Source organism: Pseudomonas sp. BNK-7 (assembly GCF_048072025.1).
Taxonomy (GTDB): domain Bacteria; phylum Pseudomonadota; class Gammaproteobacteria; order Pseudomonadales; family Pseudomonadaceae; genus Aquipseudomonas; species Aquipseudomonas danubii.
The window spans coordinates 4,919,046-4,943,856 of record NZ_CP182252.1 but is presented as its reverse complement, the minus strand read 5'-3'; the positions used below and the strand labels follow the sequence as shown (position 1 = coordinate 4,943,856).

The 24,811-nt window shown below is 65.6% G+C and carries 22 protein-coding genes; 7 read left to right on the top strand and 15 right to left on the bottom strand.

Annotated features, from left to right (window positions below; all coding sequences use genetic code 11):
• Nucleotide 1 precedes the first annotated feature (1 nt).
• Nucleotides 2-661: a fumarylacetoacetate hydrolase family protein gene (locus ACMGF8_RS22265; protein ID WP_416757099.1), complete on the bottom strand. Its 660-nt coding sequence runs from the start codon at nt 659-661 to the stop codon at nt 2-4.
• Between the two features lie 207 nt (nt 662-868).
• Between ACMGF8_RS22265 and hpaA the strand changes: the two genes are divergently transcribed.
• Together hpaA and ACMGF8_RS22255 are read left to right on the top strand one after the other, a co-directional pair.
• On the top strand, nt 869-1,798 hold the full coding sequence (hpaA, locus tag ACMGF8_RS22260; protein ID WP_416757098.1) for a 4-hydroxyphenylacetate catabolism regulatory protein HpaA: 930 nt from the start codon (nt 869-871) through the stop codon (nt 1,796-1,798).
• Nucleotides 1,799-1,920: 122 nt separating this feature from the next.
• Nucleotides 1,921-3,012 carry a DUF1176 domain-containing protein gene (locus tag ACMGF8_RS22255; protein WP_102863287.1) on the top strand — a complete coding sequence of 364 codons (1,092 nt, stop codon included), beginning with the start codon at nt 1,921-1,923 and terminating at the stop codon, nt 3,010-3,012.
• A gap of 9 nt (nt 3,013-3,021) precedes the next feature.
• On the opposite strand, the gene ACMGF8_RS22250 is transcribed toward ACMGF8_RS22255, so the two are convergent.
• Genes ACMGF8_RS22250 through ACMGF8_RS22230 form a run of 5 tightly spaced genes read right to left on the bottom strand, consistent with a single transcriptional unit; the run spans nt 3,022 to nt 8,966 of the window.
• Nucleotides 3,022-4,683 (bottom strand): GMC family oxidoreductase, encoded by a 1,662-nt coding sequence (locus ACMGF8_RS22250; protein WP_416757097.1) that lies wholly within the window; start codon nt 4,681-4,683, stop codon nt 3,022-3,024.
• Nucleotides 4,684-4,718: 35 nt separating this feature from the next.
• Nucleotides 4,719-6,020, bottom strand: a complete 1,302-nt coding sequence (locus ACMGF8_RS22245; RefSeq protein ID WP_416757096.1) for a carbohydrate porin — start codon at nt 6,018-6,020, stop codon at nt 4,719-4,721.
• Between the two features lie 51 nt (nt 6,021-6,071).
• Entirely contained in the window at nt 6,072-7,136 is a 1,065-nt protein-coding gene (locus ACMGF8_RS22240; protein ID WP_416757095.1) for a 2,3-butanediol dehydrogenase, read from the bottom strand.
• A complete protein-coding gene (locus ACMGF8_RS22235; protein ID WP_416757094.1) occupies nt 7,133-8,398 on the bottom strand; it encodes an MFS transporter in 1,266 nt (421 codons plus the stop codon). Before ACMGF8_RS22235 ends, ACMGF8_RS22240 begins: the two co-directional genes overlap by 4 nt.
• 34 nt (nt 8,399-8,432) lie before the next feature.
• Nucleotides 8,433-8,966: a 2,4'-dihydroxyacetophenone dioxygenase family protein gene (locus tag ACMGF8_RS22230; RefSeq protein WP_060839573.1), complete on the bottom strand. Its 534-nt coding sequence runs from the start codon at nt 8,964-8,966 to the stop codon at nt 8,433-8,435.
• 308 nt (nt 8,967-9,274) lie between these two features.
• Between ACMGF8_RS22230 and ACMGF8_RS22225 the strand changes: the two genes are divergently transcribed.
• Entirely contained in the window at nt 9,275-10,243 is a 969-nt protein-coding gene (locus ACMGF8_RS22225) for a helix-turn-helix domain-containing protein (protein WP_416757093.1), read from the top strand.
• A 22-nt stretch (nt 10,244-10,265) separates the two neighbouring features.
• On the opposite strand, the gene ACMGF8_RS22220 is transcribed toward ACMGF8_RS22225, so the two are convergent.
• The 5 genes from ACMGF8_RS22220 to ACMGF8_RS22200 form a co-directional block, all read right to left on the bottom strand.
• Nucleotides 10,266-10,526, bottom strand: a complete 261-nt coding sequence (locus tag ACMGF8_RS22220) for a hypothetical protein (RefSeq protein ID WP_250330642.1) — start codon at nt 10,524-10,526, stop codon at nt 10,266-10,268.
• Between the two features lie 405 nt (nt 10,527-10,931).
• Entirely contained in the window at nt 10,932-12,053 is a 1,122-nt protein-coding gene (locus ACMGF8_RS22215; protein ID WP_305949934.1) for a class II histone deacetylase, read from the bottom strand.
• 62 nt (nt 12,054-12,115) lie between these two features.
• On the bottom strand, nt 12,116-13,306 hold the full coding sequence (locus ACMGF8_RS22210; protein ID WP_416757092.1) for an MFS transporter: 1,191 nt from the start codon (nt 13,304-13,306) through the stop codon (nt 12,116-12,118).
• A gap of 24 nt (nt 13,307-13,330) precedes the next feature.
• Entirely contained in the window at nt 13,331-14,203 is an 873-nt protein-coding gene (locus tag ACMGF8_RS22205) for a transporter (protein WP_250330639.1), read from the bottom strand.
• 136 nt (nt 14,204-14,339) lie between these two features.
• Nucleotides 14,340-15,317 (bottom strand): helix-turn-helix transcriptional regulator, encoded by a 978-nt coding sequence (locus tag ACMGF8_RS22200; protein ID WP_102863297.1) that lies wholly within the window; start codon nt 15,315-15,317, stop codon nt 14,340-14,342.
• A 214-nt stretch (nt 15,318-15,531) separates the two neighbouring features.
• On the opposite strand from ACMGF8_RS22200, the gene ACMGF8_RS22195 reads away from it, so the two are divergent.
• Nucleotides 15,532-16,383, top strand: coding sequence for a helix-turn-helix domain-containing protein (locus ACMGF8_RS22195; protein ID WP_115580222.1), 852 nt, complete (start codon nt 15,532-15,534; stop codon nt 16,381-16,383).
• 83 nt (nt 16,384-16,466) lie between these two features.
• On the top strand, nt 16,467-16,817 hold the full coding sequence (locus ACMGF8_RS22190; RefSeq protein WP_102863299.1) for a VOC family protein: 351 nt from the start codon (nt 16,467-16,469) through the stop codon (nt 16,815-16,817).
• Between the two features lie 17 nt (nt 16,818-16,834).
• Here the strand turns inward: ACMGF8_RS22190 and hpaC are convergent, their stop codons facing one another.
• Both hpaC and hpaB read right to left on the bottom strand, forming a co-directional pair.
• A complete protein-coding gene (hpaC, locus tag ACMGF8_RS22185; protein WP_102863300.1) occupies nt 16,835-17,347 on the bottom strand; it encodes a 4-hydroxyphenylacetate 3-monooxygenase, reductase component in 513 nt (170 codons plus the stop codon).
• Nucleotides 17,348-17,501: 154 nt separating this feature from the next.
• Complete coding sequence (gene hpaB / locus ACMGF8_RS22180; protein ID WP_305949930.1) at nt 17,502-19,064, bottom strand: 4-hydroxyphenylacetate 3-monooxygenase, oxygenase component; 1,563 nt, start codon at nt 19,062-19,064, stop codon at nt 17,502-17,504.
• A gap of 378 nt (nt 19,065-19,442) precedes the next feature.
• Here hpaB and ACMGF8_RS22175 point away from each other — a divergent pair, with 378 nt between their 5' ends.
• Complete coding sequence (locus ACMGF8_RS22175; RefSeq protein WP_102863302.1) at nt 19,443-21,068, top strand: methyl-accepting chemotaxis protein; 1,626 nt, start codon at nt 19,443-19,445, stop codon at nt 21,066-21,068.
• An 85-nt stretch (nt 21,069-21,153) separates the two neighbouring features.
• On the top strand, nt 21,154-22,353 hold the full coding sequence (locus tag ACMGF8_RS22170; protein ID WP_416757091.1) for a pyridoxal phosphate-dependent aminotransferase: 1,200 nt from the start codon (nt 21,154-21,156) through the stop codon (nt 22,351-22,353).
• Between the two features lie 90 nt (nt 22,354-22,443).
• On the opposite strand, the gene ACMGF8_RS22165 is transcribed toward ACMGF8_RS22170, so the two are convergent.
• Together ACMGF8_RS22165 and ACMGF8_RS22160 are read right to left on the bottom strand one after the other, a co-directional pair.
• Nucleotides 22,444-23,439, bottom strand: coding sequence for a 2-hydroxyacid dehydrogenase (locus tag ACMGF8_RS22165; RefSeq protein WP_416757090.1), 996 nt, complete (start codon nt 23,437-23,439; stop codon nt 22,444-22,446).
• 19 nt (nt 23,440-23,458) lie between these two features.
• Entirely contained in the window at nt 23,459-24,754 is a 1,296-nt protein-coding gene (locus ACMGF8_RS22160; protein ID WP_102863305.1) for an MFS transporter, read from the bottom strand.
• Between the last annotated feature and the right edge of the window lie 57 nt (nt 24,755-24,811).

The window sequence follows — 24,811 nt, the reverse complement described above, 5'->3', positions numbered from 1 at the left end:
CTTATTCGGCAACGATGCTGTTGGCCAGACGGCCCAGGCCGCTGATCTGTACTTCGACCCGGTCGCCGGGCCGCACATCGACCCGGCCTTCGGGAGTGCCGGTGATCAGCACGTCTCCGGCATGCAGGGTCATGAATTCGCTGATCTCGGCAATCAGCTGGGGGATGTTGCGCACCAGGTTGGCGGTGCTGTTGTGCTGCACCCGCTCGCCGTTGACGAACAGCTCCAGGCTCAGGTCGTGGGGATCGCTGATCTGGGCGGCCGGCACCAGCTGCGGGCCGATGGCGCAGAAGCCGTCGCGGCATTTGGCCTTGACTGCCGGGCGGTAGTAGCTGTCTTCCGGCAGGCTGAACTCGTTGACGATGGTGTAGCCGGCCACATGCTCCAGGGCGTTTTCCAGGCTCACCCGGCTGGCACGCTTGCCGATCACCACCCCCAGGGCCGGGCCCGGTTGCAGGCGTTCGACGTCCTTGGGAAACACCACCGGTGCTTCATGGCTGTTGCGGGTGTTGGGGGGCTTGATGAACAGCACCGGCTTCACCGGAGGCTTCTGGTAGGGCGGCTGGGTGAAGCTTTGCAGATGGCTCTGCAGCAAGCCCTGGTAGTTCAGCGCAACGCCGAACAGGGTGCCGCCGGCGTGATCGTTCAGTGCACGGCTCATCGAGCGTCTCCTGGTTCCTGGTGTGGGGCCCCGCAGTGCGCTTGCCGCTGGCGGGGTGAATTCGTTAATGTATTAACGTTATATTTAATATGTTAATGATCGTCAAGCGCCAGCCTGAACGATTGCGTCTTGCCCTGGCGGGCCAGCCGCGAATCGCGCAGGATGCCAACGCTCTGCGTGCTGAAAAATAAAAAACAGAAGGGTGCCATGAACCCACGTCAACCCATTCCCAACATCAACATCGGCCAGGTCTACGATCAGCGCTACGCCGATGCCCAGGTGCATTACGACAAACTCAGCAACCTCGCCGGCTTCTTCGGGCGCAACATGCCGGTGCACCGCCACGACCGTTTTTTCCAGGTGCATTACGTGCAAAGCGGCGCGGTGCGGGTCTACCTCGATGACCAGCAGTACCTGGAGTCGGGACCGATGTTCTTCCTGACCCCGCCGACCATTCCCCATGCCTTTGTCACCGAGGCCGACAGCGAGGGCCACGTGCTCACCGTGCGCCAGCAGTTGGTGTGGGAGCTGATCGGCGCCGATCCGACGCTGGCCCCCGCGCCGCTGGTGCCACCGGCCTGCGTGGCCCTGGCGCGGCTGGGGCCGCAGTTCGCCGGCGAGGTGCGGCGCCTGGAGTGCCTGTTCCATGAGTTGCAGCAGGAAATCGCCGGGCAGGACGCGGGGCGCGAGCCGGCCCTGGAAGCCCTGACCCGGCTGCTGATGATCAGCCTGCTCAGGCTGTCGGCCAATTCCCTCAAGGCCCGTCCGGCACGCCACGAAGACCTGCAGATCTTCCATCGCTTCAACGAGCTGATCGAGGCCCGCTACCTGGAGCACTGGCCCCTGGCGCGCTACGCCAGCACCCTGGGGGTGACCGAGGCGCGGCTCAACGACGTCTGCCGACGCATTGCCGACCTGCCGTCCAAGCGCCTGGTGTACGAGCGCCTGATGCAGGAGTCCAAGCGCCTGCTGCTGTTCACCGCCAGTTCGGTGAATGAAATCTGCTACCAGCTGGGCTTCAAGGACCCGGCCTATTTCAGCCGCTTCTTCCAGCGTTACGCCAAGACCGCGCCGGGGGAATACCGCGCGCGCCAGGGCCAGACCAACCCGCCAGGGGCCGACGCGCCAGGCCCTTGAGCGCTGGCGCCGGGCCGTTCGGCGCGGCTGCGATGCCTCGCCCCGGGGCGCTGGCGATGGCGGTATTCGAACCTGGGCGAGCGTGGCAGAATCCGCGCCTTTGTCTGACCAGGAGCGTCGTCATGCTGCGTCCCGCTGTGCTGTCTTTGCTGGTGCTTGGCGCCGCTCCCTGCCTGGCCCAGGAGCTTCCGGAACTGACCCCGCTGTGGGTGCAGCAGCAGGGCTGGATCAGCGCCTGCGACAACCGCCGCGACTGCCAGCTGCTCTACACGCCGAACATCGGGTTTGCCGAGCCGGTCAACCACCTGACCCTGATCATCCGCAGCCAGGCCGGTCCCGAAGGCCGGCTGCAGCTGCAACTGGAGCACCAGGGCGCGCCTATCGAGCCCAACGCACTGCGCCTGGACGGCCGCCCGCTGGAGCCCGCCTTGCTGGCGGCGCTGGTGCAGGAAGTGGAAGCCCCCGACAGTACCCGGCAGCAGCAGTATTACCGGGTTGACGATCAGGCCCTGGCCCGGCAATGGCTGGCGCGGTTGCGCAGCGGGCAGGTGCTGGAACTGCCGGGGGCGCAACCGGCCCGGGTGCTTCTGACCGGGCTGGCCGAATTGCTGCAACAGGTCGATCAGGTGCAGCACCGCCAGGGCACGCTCAGCGCCCTGGCCACGCCCGGCGAACAACCGGCCAGCGCGGTGCCCAGGGTCCAGGCGGCCCCGGCGCTGCGCCCCTATCCCGGGGTGACGCCGCTCAGTGCCCGGGAGCGCAGGGGGCTGCGGGCGGCGGTGCAGAAAACACTCCCTCCGCCCAAGTCGGAAGAGGACGACGACTACGTCATGCCTGCGCGCATCGAGCTCTATCCGCTGACGGCGCAGCAGGCGCTGGTGTTCGAGTTCTCCGACTGCGGCGCCTATATCTGCCTGTTCGACATCAGCAGCCGCTCGCGCACCGCGCCCTATGCGCTACAGCCCCTGCTGATGCAGGCATTGCCGGACGGCAGCGTCGACCATACTGGCGGCATCAACTATGACCCCGAAACCGGGACGCTCAGCAGTTTCCTCATGGGCCGCGGGATCGGCGACTGCGGGGAAATGGCCAGCTGGCACTTCGACGGCCAGGCCTTCCAGCTCACCGACTACCGGCGCATGCCCAATTGCAGTGGCCTGGGCTATGACAACTGGCCGGTGCTCTGGAGTGCCGAGGCGCCGAAGCGCCCCTGAACCCTGGCCTCAGGCGCACGCGTGGCCCTGGGGCTCGGCGCTCGGCTGTGCCAGTGACGAGCCCAGCAGCAGGTCGGCGGCCTTTTCCCCGATCATGATCGCCGCCGCGTTGGTGTTGCCGGTGATCAGGCTCGGCATGATCGAGGCGTCCGCCACCCGCAGTCCCTGCAGGCCGTGGACCCGCAGTTGATCGTCGACCACCGCCAGTTCGTCATGGCCCATCTTGCAGCTGCCCACCGGGTGGAACACCGTGCCCAGGTGCTGGCGGATCCATTGCTCGATCTGCTCCTGGCTCTGCACCTGCGGACCGGGCAGCAGTTCGCCCTTGAGGCGCCGGGAGAAGGCCCGGGTCGAAGCCAGCTGGCGCACCAGGCGCAAGCCGGCCACCAGTTTGCGCAAGTCTTCCGGGTGGCTGAGAAAGTTGGCCTCGATCAGCGGTTTGTCGTGGGGATCGGCGGAGTTCAGGCGCACTCGACCTCGGCTTTGCGGATGCATCACCGCCACATGCAGGCTGATGCCATGGCCCACGGGAATCAGGCGCCGGGGCTGGTTCTTCAGGGCCGGGGCGACGATCAGCCCCAGCTCCGGCACCGGGTCTTCGGGCGTAAGGCGCAGAAAGGCCCCGGACTCCACGGTGTTCGACGTCAGCGGGCCCTGGCGCCGGGTCAGGTATTGCCAGGGCGAACGGGCCAGGGGCAACAGGCCCTTGGGCGAAAGACCGTAGCCCAGCTCCGGGTCGCTGCGGTACATCAGCACGATGTCCTGGTGGTCCTGCAGGTTCAGGCCGACCCCGGGCAACGGGTGGCGCGGCAGGATGCCGTGGGATTTCAGTTCCTCCGCCGGGCCGATGCCGGAGAGCAGCAGCAACTGCGGCGAGTTGATCGCCCCGGCGCACAGGATCACTTCCCGGCGCGCCTGCAATTGCCGGACCTCGCCGTTCTGGCTGATCTCCACGCCGCTGGCGCGAGTGCCTTGCAGCAGCACCCGGTGGGTCAGGGTGTTGCTCAGCACGGTCAGGTTCGGCCGCTGCAGGATCGGGTGCAGGAAGGCCCGGGCCGCGCTGCAACGCTCGCCGTTGACCTGGGTGACATGGAAGGGCCCGAAGCCTTCCTGTTCCGGGCCGTTGAAATCCGGGTTGTAGCGCCAGCCCAGCTTCGTGGCCGCCTCATAGAACACCTGGTTGACCGGGCTCGGGCTGCGCTGCTCGGCCACGTTGAGCTCGCCGTGCTGGCCGTGCCAGGGCGAATCCCCCGGTTCGAAATGCTCCGAACGCTTGAAATAGGGCAGCAGTTCGTCATGGCTCCAGCCCTGGTTGCCGGCAGCGGCCCAGCGGTCGAAGTCCTGGCGATGACCACGGATGTAGATCATGCCGTTGATGGCGCTGGAGCCGCCCCAGACCCGGCCGCGGGGGCAGGGGATGGGCTGGTCGCCGCTGGCGGCCTGGGCGCTGAATTGATGCATCCAGTTCCAGCGCGGGTTGGCGATCAGGCGGATGATCCCCGCCGGTGTACGCACATAGGCCGCCGGCAGCAGGCTGCGGTCGCTGGGGCCAGCCTCGATCAGGCACACCTGAAGCTTAGGATCGGCGGACAACCGGTTGGCCAGCACGCAACCGGCGGAGCCGGCGCCGACCACGATGTAGTCGAAGGTTTGCGTGGTGTGTTCAGTCATGGGGATACCTCTTTGGGCAGTCACAGAAATCCATCTCACAGCCCCAGCAGCGAGCCGACGTCGAGGGTCACTTGCAGGCCGACGACAAAGCCGTTGCCGCTCAGCTCGCGGGCTTCGGGGTTGTAGAAATTGTCCGGGTTGATCAGGTACTGGACGCTGGGCTCCAGGGCCAGTTGCCGGGTCAGGGCGATGTGGGCGTTGGCTTCCAGGGCATAGACATTGCGCTCGCCCAGGCGCGGATCGCCGCCGTTGGCGGTCCGTGCCTGTTGCTGGAAGCGCAGTTGATGATCGTTGAGGCGCAGGTAGCTGGCCTTGAGGTTGAGCTTGTCCCGGGGCCGGTCGAAGGGCGCCAGATAGGTCAGCCCGGCTTCGGCGAACTGGCTGAAGGGCTGTTTGTCGTCGGCCGCCGCCGACAGCGAACCGAACAGCAGCAAGGCCTGGGGCGCGGTGCCGGTGCCGGCGTCGGCGCGCCATAGTGCCTGCTGGAACTTGAAGAAGGCGCCGCCGCTGCCGAATGCGGTGGCCCCGGTCAGCGGATCCACCTGTTTGGCGGTGTTGTAGTAGCCGTTGAGCTCGTAGTGGGCGCTGTAGGCCTCTTGGTTCTGGCGGCCGAGGCCCAGCAGCAGGCTGGTGCCGCTGGCGTCGTCGGTGCTGAAATCCAGGCCCTTGCGCTCCTTCAGGTAGTCCACCGGGTTGGATTCGAAGGCGCCGCCGTGCACGTACCACTGGGGCGTCAGCCGGTACTTCAGGTAGCCGCCCCAACTGCCGTAGGGCGGCGGCAGGATGCCGGTGGAAGAGTCGATGATCGGGTCGTTGCAGGTGATGGTGCTTTCGCAGTTGTAGATATAGAAGTAGCGCCGCGCGTTGGTCCGCCCCAGGCTCAGGTCGACCCGGCCGTCGAGCCAGGTCTGCTGGTAGGTCAGCAGGCTCAGCTGGTGGCTGGTGAGGTCGTTGTGGATCGGCGCGCCGCCAAAGTAGCTGCCGGCGGCGCCTTGCCAGTTGCGCGAGGTGGGTACGCCGGTCTGCTGGTCGAGGATGAACAGGGTCTGTTCGACGTGCAGCGCCGCGCCGTCGAGGTCGGCGAAGGTCCCCAGGTCGATATCGGCGCCGACGAACAGGTCGCCGCTGTTGCCGAAGCTGTGGGGCCGCGGGCCGGTATCGAGGTTCTTCATCGCCAGGCTGAGAAACTGCACGTGGGGCGTAATGCCCTGGTCGGCCAGGTAGTCGCCCAGCCCGGACAGTGGCCCGCTGCGGGGCGCAGCCGGGGCATCGGCGAAGCCATCAAGGGGCAGCAGCAAGGCTGCCAACAGCGGGCACAGCGCATAGGAAGCATTCATGTCGGGTACTCGTTTCTTGTTGTTTTTGTCTTGAGTGTTGAAAGCGATGGGTCAGGCCTCGGCCAGGGCCGGCGTCGGGTTGATCAGCACCTTGATCTGACTCTTGTCGTGCAACAGCGCCTCGAAGCCCTGTTCCACCGCCTGCTCCAGGGCCAGGTAGCGGGTCACCAGCCGCGACAGGTCCAGGCGTCCGCTGGCCAGCAGCTCGATCAGTTGGGGGTACACATGGCGGTAGCCGACGCTGCTGAGCAGGCGCAGTTCGTTGTTCACCAGGTGGAAGGCGTCGACCTGCACTTGGCCCATCAGGCCCACCAGCACGGCCTCACCGCCCTTGCGCAGGCAGTGCAGGGCATGGCTCAGGGTCTGCTGGCTGCCGGCGGCCTCAAAGGCTGTGTCGAGGCCGCCGTCGCTCAGTTGCCGCAGGCGCTCCTGCAACTGTGGGTCGGCGCCGTCCAGGGCGGCGCTGGCGCCGAATTCCAGGGCCAGGCGCCGGCGCTCGGGGTCCAGGTCCACGGCGTAGATGCGCTCCACGCCCCGCAACCGTGCCAGCAGGATCAGCAGCAGGCCGATGGGGCCCAGACCGAACACCACGCAACTGTCGCCGGCCAGCAGGCTGCTCTGGTTCAGGGCGTGGTAGGCCACCGCCGCCGGCTCCAGCACGGCGGCCTGCTTGAAGCTGACGCGCTCTGGCAGCCGGTGCAGCATGTAGGCGGGCACCAGGGCCTGCTCGGCAAAACCGCCGTCGCCCATCAGGCCGATAAAGCCCATGGACTCACAGAGGTTGTACTGGCCCATGCGGCAGTATTGGCATTCGCCGCAGCGATACTCCGGCTCCACGGCCACCCGTTGCCCCAGCAGGCTCGGATCGACACCGGGACCGAGGGCCACCACCTGACCGCAGAACTCATGGCCCAGGGTCAGTGGTGCCCGGCAGCCGGACAGCGGGTGGGCCGCGTGCTGGGGAATCGAGTGCGGCCCATCGGCGTACTCATGCAGGTCACTGCCGCAGATACCGCAGTAGGCCACCTGCAGCAGGACTTCCCCGGGGCCGGGCTGGCGCAGTTGCACCTGGCTCAGGCGCAGGTCCCGGGCGGCGTGCCAACGCAGTGCGTTCATGGCTGGTTTCCTTGCAGGACAGAGGAGGTGTGCTGGCGCTGTTGACGGGCCAGCACCGCCGGAGCGGTTTCCTTGAGAAACAGCGCCAGTACCGCTGCCAGCAAGGCGCCGCCACAGGACATCCACATGACGATGGACAGGCCGAAGCGGTCGGCGGCGAACCCGGCGACGGTCGGGGCGACGAAGCCGCCCACCAGTTCACCGATGCCCATGATCAGGCCCAGGGCCGTGGCCATGACTTCACGGGGCACGGTTTCCGCCGGAATGGTGGCCATGAACAGGGTGAAGCAGCCCAGGCCGGTGTAGGTCAGCAGCATCAGCCCGCCGAGCATCCAGGGCGAAGACGCATAGAGCAGGGCCATGGGGCAGCAGGCGGCGATCAGCGAGAACAGCACCAGGGTCGGTCGCCGGCCGATGCGATCGGAGATCGCCGGCACGCCGAAGCCCCAGAGCACCCAGGCGCCGCCCAGGCAGCTCATCACCGTGCCCATGCTGGCCGGGCTGTAGTCGCGGACCTTGACCAGAAAGGTCGGGGTGAAGGAAATCAGAATGATGAACCAGGTCAGGAATACGCAGCTGATCAGGGTGCAGAGCACGATGTTGCGGCTTTTCAGCAAGGCCAGCCGATGTCCGCTGCCCTTGCTCGGTGCGGCGTTGGTTCGGGATTCGCTCCGTGGCGGGTCCGGGTGCACGTAGCGCCAGATCAGCAGGGCGATCAGCAGGCCGGGAACCAGCGAGAGGATGAAAGCGTGGCGCCAGCCATAGGCTTCGGCCAGGGCAATCAGCAGCGGCGGGCCGATCACCGCCCCCAGCAGCCCGGCCGCCGAGCCTTGCAGCAGGCCCATGTTCAGGCCCCGGCGCTGGGGCGATGAAGCCTCCACCATCAAGGATTGTGACAAGGGCAGGATTGGCCCTTCGGCCAGTCCCATGATGGCGCGAAACAACAGCAGGCTGAGGAAACCGGTGACCAGCCCGGAGAGGGCCGAGCACAGGGAAAACAGGATCACCGCGACAATCAGCAGCGGCTTGCGCACGCCACGGCGGTCCGACCAGGCGCCCACCAGGGCGCCGGACACCGCCCAGGCCAGGGCCAGCACCGACGACAGCATGCCCAGGTGGCGGTTGCTCAATTGCAGTTCGTCGGCCATGAAAGGGAACAGGAAGGACAGCGCCAGACGATCGAAAAAGACAAAGCCGAAGGTCAGGAACAGCACCCCGAGCAAGGTGTTCTGGTAACTGGCCTTGTTGTTTTTATAAGCCATGGTGGTTCTCCAAAGGAGGTGTGAGCGGCGCAGGTCAGCGAAACAGGGTGTCGATATGGGCCGCGCCCAGGCCGATCTTTTCGTAGTGTTCGCGGCACAGGGCGATGTAGGAGTGCACGTCGAAATAACCGTCGGGCTCACCCTGTTGGTCGAGCCAGATCAAAGGGCCCTTGACGATGAAGAACACCCGCATCGGTTGCTCGTGCTCGTAGGCCACCAGGGTGTGGCCTTCGCCCGGGGTTTCGTAGACGAAGTCGCCGGCGCTGGCCGTCCATTCGTGCTCCAGGTAGCCCCACTTGCCGGACAGGGTGTAGGCGAAGACTTCGTGAGGGTGGTAGTGGCGGTTGACCAGCCCGGCGCTGCGGGCCATGAGGATGTCGCACCAGCGGTTCTCGCTGGGGGAAATCCACAGCGGTCGCGACGACACGGTTTCGGTGAAGGGCACGTACAGGCTCAGGTCGTCGCTGGCGGCATTCGGCAGGTAGACCTCGGGCTTGGCGTCGGGCTTGAAACAGTGGGCGATGGGCTGCAGGTCTTTCCAGAACTCACGGGTGGCGGCTTCAGGCATGGTCGACCTCGATTGTTGTGATAGGGGGGCGTCATGGGGATGACTGAGGCGACTTTAGGCCTACGGCTGGACGCCGGTTTGATTGAATCGGACCGATTTGTTGTCTGTTTCGGACGGGGATTTTTCCTACCGAAAATAGCGAGGTGACGAGGCCGTTCCGGCGAACGGCTCTCACGGCGTTTCAAGTTGACAGGCTATATGGTTCAGATGTTAATGAATGGCCGCAGCCCGCAGATCATGCGGCCCCAGGTGCCCGGACACAGCCTTGCCGTCCGGGGAATATCCAGCCGCCCATGAGAAGAACAACAATGTCTCCATGCGCCTTGCTCGAAACCCGGCACGCCAGCACCCAGGCGGTCGACCCGGATCACCGCCTGAGCTTCTGGGAGGACTACAACGCCAGCACCCTGGTGGGGCTCAAGTGCAACTCCTACGCCGACGAGGGTTTCACCGCCCGCCAGGACAACCTGCAGTTGGGGGCCATGCGCCTGGCGCGCATCGTGGGCAATGAACACGTGGTGGAACGCGATACGTCGATGATCCGCGGTGTACCCAAGGATTCGATCTTCGTGTCCCTGGTCACCGGCAGCGGTTCGTTCTTCTATCAGGACGGCGCCTGTCAGGTGCTGGAACCTGGGGAGCTGGTGGTCTACCGCACCGACAAGCCTTACCTGTTCGGCTTCTGCGGGGCGATGCGCCAGTTCATTTTCGACATTCCCCAGGAGCAGTTTGCCGAGCGCTGCCTGAAGCGTTTCGACCGGACGCTGAAGATCAGCGTGCACAGCGCAGTTCAGCGCTTGCTGTTGCGCACCCTTGGCGAGCGCACCCGGACGTTTTTCCAGCAGCCGCTGTGTGGCGAGGCCGAGACCTACCAGGAACAGGCCTTCGAACTGCTGGCCAGCATCATCGCCGGGCAGGTTGGAGAACGGCCCATCAATGCCCTGAGCGCTTCCTACCTGCTGGCGGCCAAACAGTGCATTCATGAACAGTTGGGGGACCCGGCCCTGAGCTGCGAACGGGTCGCGGCCCAGACCGGCATTTCTACCCGGCACCTGGCCCGGCTGTTCGCCATGGAGAACACCGTGCCCAGCCGCTTCATCCTGGAAAAACGCCTGCAGCAGGCCCGCCAGCTGCTTTGCAGCAGCCAGGGGGCAAGCCTGGACATCAGTGAAATCGCCTACCGTCATGGCTTTGTCAGCCAGGCGCATTTTGCCCGGGCGTTCAAGGCCCGTTATCAGCAGACACCCAGTGAGGCCCGGGCCCTGGAGCCGTTATAGCCAGGGCATTGCCCGCGGTGCTTCAGTCCGCCGGTTCCGTCGGCGGCGTGCTCCCGGCGGACCCGTGCCCGGGTGGCGCAGCCTGTTCGGAACCGCGACGCAGTGCGGCCAGGCCGCAGCTGTGCAACAGATCGTCCAGCGCTTGCTTGGCGGTATCGGCTACGGTGGTTTCCCTTGGGCCGGGGGGAGGTTCGTGAAGTTGTGCCGCTTGCTGCAACAGGCGGGCGCGGGCCCTCTGCCAGAAGTAGATCTCGTCGAGGTATTGCTTGGTCTTGCGGTCCATGGACATCTCCTTTGTCTCAGCGGATAGGCAAGCCCCCGATCAGTGGGAAATCCCGGCAACCGGGGATAGCGGGCAAGCAGACGGACAGGCCCCGGCGCACGACACACCCGATCCCGAAGGCAAAGGCGCGTTGCTACGACACGCGAGAGTTCTTCCTGGGGTGAACGGCGAAAAAACGGACCCGTGGGTCAGGTTATTGAGGAGAGAATAGAAAACCTTTGGCCATCGTCAGGGCGAATGTGCCGGAGGGCTGCGCGAGGCGGCAGGCAGAGGAGCGGGGGGACGGGGCTCGGGCCGCGGCCATTGGCGTGGCGCAATAACGTGTGCGAGAGCTGATAAGGCAGGCAGTGGCTGATGTCCGGCGTCAGGCCGCTGAACATCAGCCCTGGGAGGGCGCCGGGCGGGTCAGCGAGCGGCGGTCGCTATGGCCACGGCCTGACGGTCCAGCAACTGGCGCTGAAAGGCCGTGAAGTCCTGCTTGGGCTGCTGCTGGCGCACGAACTCCAGCATCGGGTCCTGGACCGCGGTACGGATGCCCGACAGTGCTTCCAGGGTCGCCAGCCCGCAAAAAGGCACATAGGCCTCGGAGTAGCCGCCTTCGTGCACCAGTACCAGGCGTCCCCGGCACAGGCGTTCGGCAGCGTCGCGCAGGCACTGGGTCATCTCGCGGAAGGAGTCGCTGTGCAGCAGCATCCGCGCCAATGGGTCCACGGCGTTGGCGTCATAGCCGCAGGCGACGATGATCAGCTCGGGCTCGAAGCGTTCCAGGGCCGGTACCACGATGCGCTGCATGGCGTACAGGTAGGCATCATGGCCACCACCGGGCAGCAGCGGGATGTTGATGTTGCAGCCCAGGCCAGCGCCGCGGCCACGGTCGTGCTCACCGCCGTAACCCGGTGGAAAGCAGCCGTCCTGGTGCAGGGACAGGGTCAACACGTCGGCCCGCTCTTCGTAGATCGACTGGGTGCCGTTGCCGTGGTGCACGTCCCAGTCGATGACCGCTACCTTGCCCAGGCCATGGCGGACCTTGGCGGCCTCGATGGCAATGGCGATGTTGGCCAGGAAGCAGAAGCCCATGGCCTGGTCGCGGGTGCAGTGGTGTCCCGGTGGACGGGACAGCGAGTAGGCGTTGTCGGCCTCACCGCTGAGCACGGCGTCCACGGCGGCCAGGGCCAGCCCGGCGGACAGCTTGGCGATTTCATAGCTGCCGGGTCCCACAGGCGCCTCGTCGCCCAGTTGACCACCGCCGGCATCGCTCAAGGCCTTGAAACGTTGCAGGTAGGCGGCACTGTGGACCCGTAGCAGATCGTCCTCGGTGGCCGCAGGGGCACTGCGCAGATGCAACTGACGGGTCAGTCCGCAGACATCCATCAGGCTTTTCAGCCGGCGCTTGGTTTCCGGTGATTCAGCATGCCCCGCGGCAGACGGCGGCTGGACCCAGCCGCCTACCGGGAGCGTCAGGACGTGGGGGCTGCCGCTGTGCCACAGGCAGCGTTCATCGAAGAAAAAAGCCGTTCTACAGGTCATGGTGATATCCATTTTTCAAGGAAAGTGTTGTTCAAGGACGCGGCGGTGCTGCCCGCTGGCCGTCATCGCCCCTGGGGCTGGGAAGGGGCCTGGAGGGCGGGCCGGCAACTGAGTACCAGCGCCAGGGACAGCAAAGTGATGACGGCCCCCCCCAGCAACAGGCCCTGGAAGCCGCCGCTGCTTTCGATCAGGCGCCCGGCCAGGGTCGGGCCTATGGCCAGGCCGGCGCTGATCACCAGATTGGAGGCGTTCATCAAGCGCCCGCTGCGATCCATCTCGGCCATGCGCGCCAGGATCAGCGGCAGGATGAAGGTCCAGGTGAACTTGAACATCAGCGCCGCCAGCGCGAAGCGCGCCAGCTGCGGCTGGCCCAGAAGCGCCAGCACCGAGCCCGCCATCAGGCCGTAGCCCAGCAGGAGCAGGGCGCTGCGGGGCAGGCGGTCACCGAACAGGGTGGCGCACAACGCGCCGACGATGCCCATCAAGGTGGCGATGGCCAGGATGTCGCCGTTGGTCTGCGCCGAGAGGCCGGACTGGCTGCCGATTGCGCCGATGAAGGTCCAGACCCCGCTGAGGCTGATGTAGAAGGTGAGGATGCCGAGTATTCCCAGGCTCGCCTTGAGCCAGGAGATCGCTGGGGCTTGCGCGGCATCGGCGGCCGGGCGCGCAGCGCCTGCTGGAAAACAGCGGGCCAGGGGCAGGCACAGGGTCATCAGCAGCGCCAGGATCAGGTAGCAGGCGCCCAGGCCGAAGCGTTGGAAGAGCATGGGCAACAGGCTCAGGCCGACCGCGCCCAGCACCAGTTGGCCCATCACCCAGAAGCCGTAGGCCCGGCTGGGACTGGGGCTGGCGGCGGCGCTGGCCAGGCAGATGATCATCAGCGAGCCGCCTGCCAGTGCGCTGCCAAAGCGCGCCATCAGCAACAATGAATAGTCGTGGGCCAGCATCGACAGCAGGTTGGCAACGATGAACAGCACGGCGCTGCACAGTGCGGCGCGCCGCCAGTCGATGTGTTTCAGCCACCAGATGGCCGGCAACGTGGCCAGGCTCATGGCCCCCAGTTCGGCGGAGAACAGGTCGCCGATCTGTGTGGGGCTCAAGTGCCACTGGCTGGCCAGTTGGGCGGCGATGGCCGGGGCCATCAGCAGTACCGCGGGAGTGATGGCGGCGAACAGCACGATGGCGGCCAGCAGCCCCAGGGGGTGGCGAGTAGCTGGCGCGGTGGCGCTCAAAACGGCGTTCTGGGTGTTCATGGACAGGCTCCAAAGGCAAGGGGTTCAGAACACGTGGACCAGGCGCAGCAAGGCGTCGGTGCCGGCAAAACCGTTATCGGTGGCGACGTTCTGCGACAGGCTGAACATCAGCTGGTTGCGCTTGTCCAGCCAGTGCCCGACCTCGAATCCGGCCTGGGTGTAGCGCTTGTGGGTGTCGTTGATCCGTCGGTCGTTGATCCGCAGTTCGCCGCCATCGGCGTGGATCAGGCGCAGGGCGCCGTAGGTCGCAGGGGTGAAGTCGTAGGAGGCGAAGGCTTGCAGGCGATAGAGCGGGTCCTGTTTCAGGTCGCTGCCGAAATAGTCGTCGTTGGTGCCGTACAACTGGGCTTCGAGGTTGGCCTCCAGCACCCATTTTTCCCCCAGGCCCTGGGTGTAGTTGTAGACAAAGGTCGCGCCCCAGCGATTGGCCCCCGGGGAGACGTCCGGGTTGCGGCTGTGGTACTCGCCCAGCGGCAGCGTGACCAGGGTCAACAGGCCGCTGTAGGTGCGGGTTTGCGGCTGGTTGATGAAAAACAGCGTGCCCCCCACCTGAGGATCACCGAAACCGCTCTCACCGGTATGGCGTTCGGCGCCGGGCAAGCGAGCGTTGATGTCGGCGAAGGGCACGATGAACTGTGGGGTGCACAGGGTGCCGCACAGGTCGCTGAAGAACACCTGGCGGTAGGCCATGGCATTGACTCGCAGCTCGGCCTTGCCGCTGCTGTCGGCCGGGCCGTGAAAGTCGCCGGCACGGGTGGCCGGGAGGTACAGCACCCCCAGGCGGGTGCCCACGGGGGCGGCGAAGAAGTCCCGGGCGTTGAGGTCCGCGGCGTTGAGCGACAGGCTGGCCAGGGTGCCAGCCAGGGCCAGGGTGGTGCGGGTAATGAGCCTTGTCATGGGCGGTGCGTCTCTTGTTGGAGTTGTTGTTCGGCGAAGGGCTCGCCGGCACACGGCAGTGGGGCAAAAAAAGGGCAAAGGCTGCCCGTGGCCGTCAAATACGACGGCGCAAATCAGCGCAGGTCAGGGGGTGGGGTCAGTCGGGCGGGGCGTGGAGCAACTGGGCGATGCGCGCCTTGTCCTTGACCCCGAGCTTGCTGTAGATGGCGCGGATGTGATGGCGCACGGTGTTGGGCGACATGCCCAGGTCCCGAGCCACTTCCTTGTAGGTCTTGCCATCACCGAAGCACTGGGCGACGGCGTTTTCCCGGGGGCTGAGCTTGGGCAGCAGGCTGCGGCTGCGGGCCGCCAGCAGGTACAGGTCGCCCACGGCCGAGCAGTCGATCTGCAGGCGCTTGCCCTCGAAACCGTTGCCATCGAGCTTCATGGGCAGTTGCGGACCGTTCCACTGCGGCCATTCATGCAGCAGCAGATCGACAAAGCCGCGCTCGGCGCACTGCAGCACACCGCGCTGGTCGCACACGGCCAGGGCCAGATTGCGCGGGCGGGTGAGTTTCTCGCGCATGGCCACCAGGGTGCGGATCTGATTGGCCGACACCGCTGCCACCAGGTGCAGCATCAGGTTGTTCAGCACATGGCAGTCGTCCCGGGTAAAGGCCGGGGCGCCAGGGGCACGGTACAGGGCCAGGTGGTTGCTCAGTTGGGTATGGGGATCGATGTGCACCACGCATAGCAGCTCGCCGATGTTGTACTGGCGCCCCAGCCAGTTGAGTCCGGGGCCGTTGTGCGGATCGGCCATGTCGACGATCACCGCCCGTCCCGGCACTTCGTGCACCCGGTTCACGGTGACGTCGATGTGGCGGATCGATTGCCAGTCCGCCAGGTAGCTCGGTGGCAGGCGGTACAGGTAGCAACTGTGTTCATCCGGCAAGCCGTCGACCAATGCGGCGCGGCCCCACCAGGCACTGTCGAAGGGCAAGAGTTTGCAGATGCGCGCCAGGGCATGCTGGTGAAGGTTTTCGATGTCCTTGTTCTGCGCCAGTTGCTGCAGTTCCAGGGTCAGCTCGCTGAAGGCCTGCAACAGGCTGGCCGGAGCGTGATCGAGTCGGTTCATGGGTCTGTACCTCTGTGCGACGTTGTTATTGTTTTCGTCACGGAAGGGGTTGAGGACCATTACGCCTGGGGGACGTGGGCAGGGCCTGGTGCGAGTATCGATGGCTTGGCCGGCCACCGCCATCCTACAGATGCAGGAGGTGGCCCATGGCCCAGCGGCGCGGGTCGCTTATGCTTCAGCTGGTCAACCATGATCACTATTGGGAGTGAGTTCGATGCCAATGCAGCCTTTCTCTGTTTCGCACTGCGTCACAGGGTTTGATGCCATCAGGCTGCGGCCCTGGGGCGGTCGCTTGTACGGCTTCAGCGAAACACTGCCGGGCACCGTGCGGCGGCTTGAGGTCGCGCAGCCACAGGTCAAGCTGGTCATCGGGCTGGCGTCCCCCTACGGGCTCGCCGCCAATGGGCGCGAGGAGCGGTGCCAGGCGTTCGTGGTGAGCCGCCCGGCAGCTCCGGTGATCGTCGAGCAGAGCGGTGTGCATTCATGCATCGAGGTGGAGCTACCGCCCTGGGCCGCGTACCGCCTGTTTCAGGGTGATGGCCAAGTGCTTGCCAGCCCTTGGCTGGATCTGCGGGAACTGTGGGGCACGTCGGTGTGCTTGTTGGTCGAGGCACTGGAAGAAAACCCTTGCTGGACGAGTCGATTGCAGCGGGTCGAAACCTTTCTTGCCGAGCGTTTGCAGAACTCGCGCCGTGAGTTGCCCGAGATGCTGCGCCGGGCCTGGGAGGAACTGCAGCGAAGCGCTGGCGGTACCTCGATCGGTGATCTGAGTCAGCAGGCCGGCTGCAGCGGACGGCATTTCGCCAGTCGCTTCAAGGCCCATCTGGGACAAGGGCCCAAAGCCTGCGCCCGGCATATTCGTTTTGCTCGCGCCCAGCAGTTGCTGGAATCGCTACCGGCGCTGGAGCTGGTGCAGGTTGCGGTGCTGTGCGGCTACAGCGACCAGAGCCACTTCACCCGGGAGTTCCAGGCATTCGCCGGCTGCTCCCCGGGAGCCTATGCCCGAAGCGGCTGGGCCGATATTCCTGGCAAACCGGCATCGTTGCTCGAAGGCCGGGAGAATTGAGTGACCCGGTCAGTTTTATTCAAGACCCGCCGAGCCTTTGCAGCGGACAGTGACAGCTCTGTCTCTGTGAACGTGGAGGATGTATGCCAGGTAGTCTTTCTCATGTGGAAATCGGGGTTGCCGACGCTCCGCAGTCGCTGGTTTTTTTCCAGCGCCTGTTCGACTGGTCGCCGCAGCGGTTGGGTGCAACGGAGGATGCCTGGTTGCAGACGCCCTCGATCCGGGTCGGCGTCCATGGCGACGATCCGCAGTCGCGCATGGTCGTGTATTTCCGGGTCAGCGACATGGCCGACAGCGTGTCCCGGGTCCGGGCTCTGGGGGGGCAGGCCGGTGACATCAGTCCCCACGAGCCCGGTTTCGGTCGGTTCTGCCAGTGCCATGATCCCCAGGGCGTGTGCTTCGGCCTGCATCAGCCGGACCCCCTTGAATCCTAGCCAGGGCTGGGAGGCGTTCAGGCAGCCTGGCCAGGGCGCTGCAGGCGATGGAAGCAGCGGCTGAAATACACCAGCGAGTCGCCTTGCTCGCGCACGCTGATTTCATCCAGTTCCACCAGCATCACCGAGTGGGTGCCGATTTCCTGGACCTCGGTGATGCGTCCCTGGAGGCTGGCCAGGGCGCCCTCCAGCACCGGCAGGGCCTGCAGACCGTCGCGCCAGGGGTGCAGGCCGAAGCGCTGGTCCATGGCCACCTCGGTCATGCCGGCAAAATGCCGCGCCACGTCCTCGTGTTCGCCGCTGAGGACGTTGATGCACAAATGGCCGTTGCCCTTGAACACCGGGTTCAGGGCGCTGTTGCGGTTGACGCAGACCATCAGGGTCGGCGGGCTGTCGGTGACCGAGCAGACCGCGGTGGCGGTGATGCCGCAACGGCCGGCGGGGCCGTTGCTGGTGATGACGTTGACCGCAGCGGTCATGTGGGCCATGGCGTTGCGGAAGGCGAGTTGCTTGGGATCGAGTACAGACATGACGAATTCCTCATGGACGCAGGGCATTGCGCTGCAGGAGCCAGCTTGCCGACGAAGAGGAGCTTGTGGTGCTCTGGCGGGCGCTTTCGCTGGCAAGCCAGCTCCTACGACAACAGGTGGACATTGGCCTTTTCCGTAGGAGCCGGCCTCGTGGCTACTGGCGGATGCGGTCCAGCATGTTGATGTCGTCGGGGTTGCTCAGGTGCGGCACGGTCCAGCCATCGAGGTCGTAGTCGCCCAGGCATTTGTCCACCAGGTCGGTCATGGCCTTCATCGAGCCGCTGGCCTGGGCGTGGCGCAGGCACTGCATGCGGATCTCGTCCTGGCTGCCGGCATAGTTGATCTCGTACAGCTCGTGGCGGCCGCCGAACTCGGTGCCGATGGCGTCCCACAGCAGCTTGAGAATCTTGATCCGCTCTTCGTGGCCCATGCCCCCCGAACCGCGGCAGTAGGTACTGAGGTACTGGTTGAGCACCGGGTCCTTGAGATCGCGGGAGCCGGAGGGCAGGTAGATCAGGCCGCTGGCCACCACCTGCTCGATGATCTTCTTGATGTCGGTGTAGGCCTGGGGCGCCAGCACCCGGTAGGCCTGCAGGGCCTGGGTGCTGGGCAGGTAGACGCCGTTCATCCATTCGCTGGCGTTGCCGTGCATGGCGTCGGTCAGCGACCAGAACAGGTTGCGCCAGGCCACCACTTCGCCGACCTGGGCCTGGACCCCGCGAAACTCCAGGGAGCCGGTGCATTGCAGGGCCTTGACCAGCAACCCGGTGATGAAGTCCAGCTTGACCGCCAGCCGGGTGCAGCCCTGCATGGGGAACAGCCGACCGAAACCGCCCTGGGGGAACCACTGGCGGCAGCGCTCGAAGTCGCGGTAGATCAGCACGTTTTCCCAGGGGATGAACACCTTGTCCATGATCAGGATCGCGTCGTTCTCATCGAAGCGGCTGGACAGCGGATAGTCGAAGGGCGAGCCGGTCATGCCCGCCTGCAGTTCGTAGGACGGGCGGCAGATCAGCTTCATGCCGCGGGTGTTCATCGGGGCGATGAACATCAGGGCGAAGTCGGTGTTGTCCCCCAGCAGCTGGGCCGAGCCCTGGCCGACGAAGTTGTAGTGGGTCAGGGCCGAGTTGGTGGCCACCACCTTGGCGCCGCTGACAATGATCCCGCCCTCGACTTCCTGGTCCACCGAGATGAACACGTCCTTGACCTGATCCACCGGCTTATCGCGGTCGATGGGCGGGTTGACGATGGCGTGGTTGAGGTAGAGGCAGGCTTCCTGGATGCGCTTGTACCAGGTGCGGGCGTTGTCCGCGAAGCGCCCGTAGAACTCCGGGTTGGCCCCAAGGGCGCTGCCGAAGGCGGCCTTGTAGTCGGGGCTGCGGCCCATCCAGCCGTAGGTCAGGCGCGACCAGTCGGCGATGGCGTCGCGCTGCTGGCGCAGTTCATCGGGGCTTTTCGCCGAGCGGAAGAATTTGTGGGTGTAGCCGCCGTTGCCGGTGTCGGTGTCCCAGCACAGTTGTTCCTTGGTGGCCGGGTCGTGCAGGGCGTCGTACAGGCGGGCCATGGAGGCCGCCGAGTTGCGGAAGGCCGGGTGGGTGGTGACGTCCTTGACCCGGTCGCCATAAATGTAGATTTCACGATCATCGCGCAGGCTGGCCAGGTATTCGGCACCGGTCAGCGGGCGGTCGGTTGCGGCACGAAAGTCTTCAGGTTTCATATCCAGTCTCGGCGTTGTTTTTATTGACTGGGGCCATGATGGGCAGGGGCGGGCGCTGAAAAAATGGCTTTTACGGCGAATGAATTGCACTTTTCATAGGGCGCGTTGGCGCTCTCGGGCTGGGTACGGCGCACTGTTCTGGCGCGGCGAATCACGGCTTTATCGATTCACTTCGCGTTGTGTTGTCTCAGGCCTGACACAGGGGGCACATTTCGAAATATTTTTGCCAATCAGACAGATGAAAGCTCAAGTTCGGCCGATATCTCTGATAGGCCCATGGACGCTCTTTCCGTGGTGTCCCTCGTCGATGCAGTCCTGATGCGTCGGCCGATAAGGGCATGGATGCTCGCCGCCCCGTTCTCCTTCGAGACTCGTCCTATGTCCTTGCGTAACCTGAATATCGCCCCGCGTGCTTTCCTCGGTTTTGCCTTTATTGCCCTGCTGGTCATGGTGTTGGGCGTGTTTGCGGTGAACCGCATGTCGATCATCCGCGACGCGTCCCTGGAAATGGAAAGCAATCAGCTGCCCAGCGTCGGTTATCTGGGCAACCTGACCGAGAACGTCCTGCGCCTGCGGATTCTGTCATTTCGCGTGCTGGTGAACCGCGAGCCGGCCGGCCTTGCCGAAGCCCAGACCCGCATCGGTGTGCTGGTGGACAAGGCCAGGCAGGCCCAGGCCAGCTACGCGGCGTTGCCGGCGGGCCCGGAGGAAGTGGCGCTGTACAAGACCTTCAGCGCGACCCTGGACAATTACCTGCTGGCGCAGAAGGAGATGCTCGAGCTGTCACGCCAGGACAAGCTGGAGGAACTGCGCACCTTGATCAACACCCGGATCAAGGACGGCACCGATCAGATGGGCGAGCAGTTGAACAAGCTCATCGCGATCAATGCCGCGGGCGCCAAGAGTGCCTCCAAGGCGGCCGGCGAGCACTACGACAGTGCCATTGCCGGGATCGTCATCGTCGCGCTGCTGGCCGCATTGCTGACCATCGTGCTGGCGCTGTTGTTGACCCGCAGCATCGTCACCCCCCTGAACAAGGCCCTCAACGTCGCCGAGGTGATCGCCGGCGGCAACTTGCGCCAGGCCATCGAGGTCGACGGTCAGGACGAGCCGGCACGCCTGTTGCGCGCCCTGGCGCAGATGCAGGCCAGCCTGCGCCGCACCATCGAGCAGATCGCCGGCTCGGCGACCCAGCTGGCTTCGGCCTCGGAAGAACTCAGCGCAGTGACCGAGGAAGCCTCTCGCGGCGTGCAGCAGCAGAACACCGAGATCGAACAGGCCGCCACCGCAGTCAACGAAATGACCGCAGCAGTGGAAGAGGTGGCACGCAACGCAGTGTCCACTTCCGAGGCGTCCCAGCAGTCGACCCAGGCCGCCCGCGAAGGCCGCGACCGTGTGGTGCAGACCGTCGAGGCGATCCAGACCATGGCCCATGACGTGCAAAACACCTCGGTGATGATCGAAGGCCTGGCGACCCAGGGCCGGGACATCGGCAAGGTGCTGGACGTGATCCGCGCCATCGCCGAGCAGACCAACCTGCTGGCGCTTAACGCCGCCATCGAAGCGGCCCGTGCCGGCGAGGCCGGGCGTGGCTTTGCCGTGGTGGCCGACGAGGTGCGGGCCCTGGCCCATCGCACCGCCCAGTCGACCCAGGAAATCGAGAAGATGGTGGCCGGTATCCAGAACGGCACCGGCGAAGCGGTGGAGTCCATGCAGCAGAGCAACCGGCGGACCCAGAGCACCCTGGAGCTGGCCCGCGCCGCTGGCGAGTCCCTGGAGCAGATCGCCGAATCCATCAATCAGATCAACGAGCGCAACCTGGTGATCGCCAGTGCCTCGGAAGAACAGGCCCAGGTGTCCCGCGAGGTGGACCGCAACCTGGTGAACATCCGTGACCTGGCGATCCAGTCGGCGGCCGGGGCCAACCAGACCAGTTCAGCCAGTCATGAACTGTCGCGCCTGGCGGTGGATCTCAACGCCATGGTGGCGCGCTTCGTGGTCTAAGGGCGCGAACGGTGGGGCGGGGCGCTCGACGAGTGCCCCGCCAGCACCTAGGGTTTTGGCTGAAGCATCTTGCATGGAGAAAGCGATGCGCTACTCAGCCCTGACCCAACGGATTGTCGGAGAAGGTTCCGCTGCCTGGAACATCCACTACCGGGCCCTGGCCCTGCGCGAGCAGGGGCGGGATGTGTTGCTGCTGACCATTGGCGACCCGGATTTCGATACCCCCAGGCCCGTGGTCCAGGCCGCGATCGACAGCCTGCTGGCCGGCGATACCCACTATTCGGACGTGCGCGGCAACCTGGCGCTGCGCAGCTGCATTGCCCGGCGCCATCATCAGCGCTGCGGACAGATTGTCGACGCCGAGCATGTGGTGGTTTTGCCGGGCGCCCAATGCGCGGTGTTTTCCGTGGCCCAGTGCCTGCTCAATCCCGGGGACGAGGTGCTGGTGGCCGAGCCCATGTACGTCACCTACGAAGGCGTGTTCGGCGCCTGCGGGGCCCGCATCGTGCCGGTGCCGGTGCGGGCCGAGCAGGGCTTTCGCGTCGATCCGCGGGACATGGCGGCGCGGATCACCCCGCGCACCCGGGCCATGTTGCTCAACAGCCCGAACAACCCGTCGGGCGCGAGCCTGTCCCTCGACGACTGGCAAGCCCTGGCGCGGCTGTGCTTTGCCCACGACTTGTGGCTGATTTCCGATGAGGTCTATTGCGACCTGCTGTACCAGGGCCAGCACTTTAGCCCCGGCAGCCTGCCGCGCATGGGCGAGCGCACGGCCACCATCAACAGCCTGTCCAAGTCCCATGCCATGAGCGGCTGGCGGGTGGGCTGGGTGATTGCCCCGCCGACCCTGGCCGGGCACCTGAGCAACCTGGCCCTGTGCATGCTGTACGGCCTGCCGGATTTTGTGCAGAACGCCGCAGTGGTGGCCCTGGACAGCGACCTGCCGGAGCTGGTGCAGATGCGCGACGAGTACCGACGGCGCCGGGACCTGGTGTGCGCGCTGCTGGACCAGTGCCCGGGGCTGACCCCGATCTGCCCGGATGGCGGCATGTTCGTCATGGTGGATGTACGCCGCACCGGGCTGGACGCCCAGGGCTTTGCCGACCGCTTGCTGGACGAGCATGGCGTTTCGGTACTGGCCGGTGAAGCCTTCGGCCCCAGCGCCGCGGGCCACATTCGCATCGGCCTGGTGCTGGACTGCGAGCGCCTGGCCGAGGCCTGCCGGCGCATTGCCCGCTGCACCGAGCAGATTCTCGAACAACGCCCCGCAACCCTCCACCTGTAGGCGCCGGCTTGCCTGTCATGCACTGCCCTGGCGAACGCGTTTGCCGGCAAGCCCGCGGTTGCAGAGGTGTTCGCCAGGGGCACGCGGCGGTTAGGCCTGACGCTGCGATGGAGCGGTCCAGGCGGCGCTGTTCACCAGATTGGCAGGGCGCTGCCCCGACAGGGCTGCCAGCAGGTTGTCCACCGCGCAGCGGGCCATGGCTTCACGGGTTTCGTGGGTGGCCGAACCGATGTGCGGCGTGGCCACCACATTGGGCAATTGCAGCAGCGGTGAGCGGTGGTCCAGCGGTTCGCGCTCGAACACGTCCAGCCCGGCGCCGCGTATCCGTCGTTCCTGCAAGGCTTCGATCAAGGCCGCTTCGTCCACCACCTTGCCTCGGGAAATATTGATGAAGATGCTTTGCGGACGCATCAGCGCCAGTTCACGACGGCCAATCAGCCCTTGGGTTTTCTCGGTCAAGGGCAAGGTCAGGCAGATGAAGTCGGACTCTTGCAGCAGTTGCTCCAGGCTGCGGTAGCGGGCATTGAAACGTTGCTCCACCGCCGGCTTGGGGCTGTTGCTGTGGTAGATCAGCGGCATGCCGAAGCCGAAATGTCCACGCTGGGCCAACGCCTCGCCAATGCGCCCCATGCCGATGATGCCCAGGGTCTTGCCGTGCACGTCGCTGCCGAAATGCAGCGGTCCGATGTTGCGGTTCCATTGCCCGGCGCGCACCAGATTGGCCAGTTCCACCACGCGCCGGGCGGTGGCCAGGATCAGGGCGAAACCGGTGTCGGCGGTGGTTTCGGTGAGCACGTCCGGGGTGTTGCTCAGCAGAATCCCGCGTCGGGTCAGGTAGTCGATGTCGTAGTTGTCGACCCCCACCGAGACACTGGCCACCGCTTGCAGGCGCGGCGCCAGGTCCAGCAGTTCGGCGTCCAGGCGCAGGCTGGCCCCCAGCAGGCCGTCGGCGCTGGGCAGGGCCTGGCGCAGGGCCTTGAGGCCGGTTGGGCCCAGGTCCTCGATCAGGGTGACCTCGGTCTGTTCCTGCAGGCGCGCCATCAGCGACGGCGAGAGTTTCTTGTACAGCACCAGGTGTTTTTTCATGACGGTTCTCTGTGGCAGTTCAGGAGTGGGCCAGGCGGCGCGGCAGGGGCAGGCCCTTGGCCCGAGGCGCTCCGGCGCCGGGTGTCAGCAGCAGGGTCAGTAGCACCGAGAGCAGCAGGGCGCCGCTCATCAGCAGGTAGGACATCCCCGGCGAGCCGGTGGCGCTGTTCAGGTAACCCACCAGATAGGAGCCGCCGAAGGAGCCCAGGGCGCCCATGCTGTTGATCAGGGCCATGGCGCCGCCGGCGACGTTGGCCGGGAGAATCTCCGGAACGATGGCGAAGAACGGCCCATAGGGCGCGTACATGCAGGCTCCGGCGATTACCAGCAGCCCGTAGGACCACCAGAAGTGTTCGGCGCCCAGCAGGTAGGAGGCGTAGAAGGCGATGGCGGCCACCAGCAGCGGCGGCCAGACGAAGCGCTTGCGTTTCTGGGTCCGGTCCGAGCCCCAGGACACCCCGAGCATGGCGATCACCGCCGCCAGGTAGGGCAGGGCCGAGAGCCAGCCGGCCTCCACCATGTCCATTTGCGCGCCGTGCTTGAGGATCGAAGGCAACCACAGGACGAAACCGTAGACCCCGATGCTCCAGCAGAAAAACTGCAGGGCGAGGATGATCACCTTGGGCGAGCGGAAGGCCTCGGCGTAGTTCTTCACCGCCTTGATGCCCTGCTGTTCGGCGGCCAGGGCGCTTTCCAGGTCCTGCTTCTCCTGGTCGCTGAGCCACTGGGCCTGGCTGGGCCGGTCATCGGCCAGGCGCCACCAGATAAAGGCCCAGAGCACCGCCGGCAAACCCTCGATGATGAACATCCAGCGCCAGCTGAAATGCTCCACCAGATAGCCTGAGACCACCGACATCCAAAGCATGGTCACCGGGTTGCCGAGGATCAGGAAGGTGTTGGCCCGGGAGCGTTCGGCCCGGGTGAACCAGTGGCACAGGTACACCAGCATCGCCGGCATCACCGCGGCCTCCACCACCCCGAGCATGAAGCGGATGGCGATCAGCGTGTAGGCGTTGGACACGATCCCGGTGAGGGTGGCCAGGCCGCCCCAGAGGATCAGGCTGACGAAGATCAGCTTCTTCACGCTGCGTTTTTGCGCGTAGATCGCCCCCGGCACCTGGAAGAAGAAGTAGCCGAGGAAGAACAGCGCCCCCAAAAGCGAGGACAGCCCCGGGGTGATCTGCAAGTCGTCGGCCATCCCGGAGGCGGCGGCAAAGCCGTAGTTGGCGCGGTCCAGGTAGGCCAGGCTGTAGGTGATGAAGACGATGGGCATGATGTACCACCAGCGGCGGGCGGCGAGTTTGAGCGTGTCCATGAAAGTTCTCCTGAGCTTGTTGTTTTTGTCGCAACAGGTGGTTCTGGGTGTTCGTTT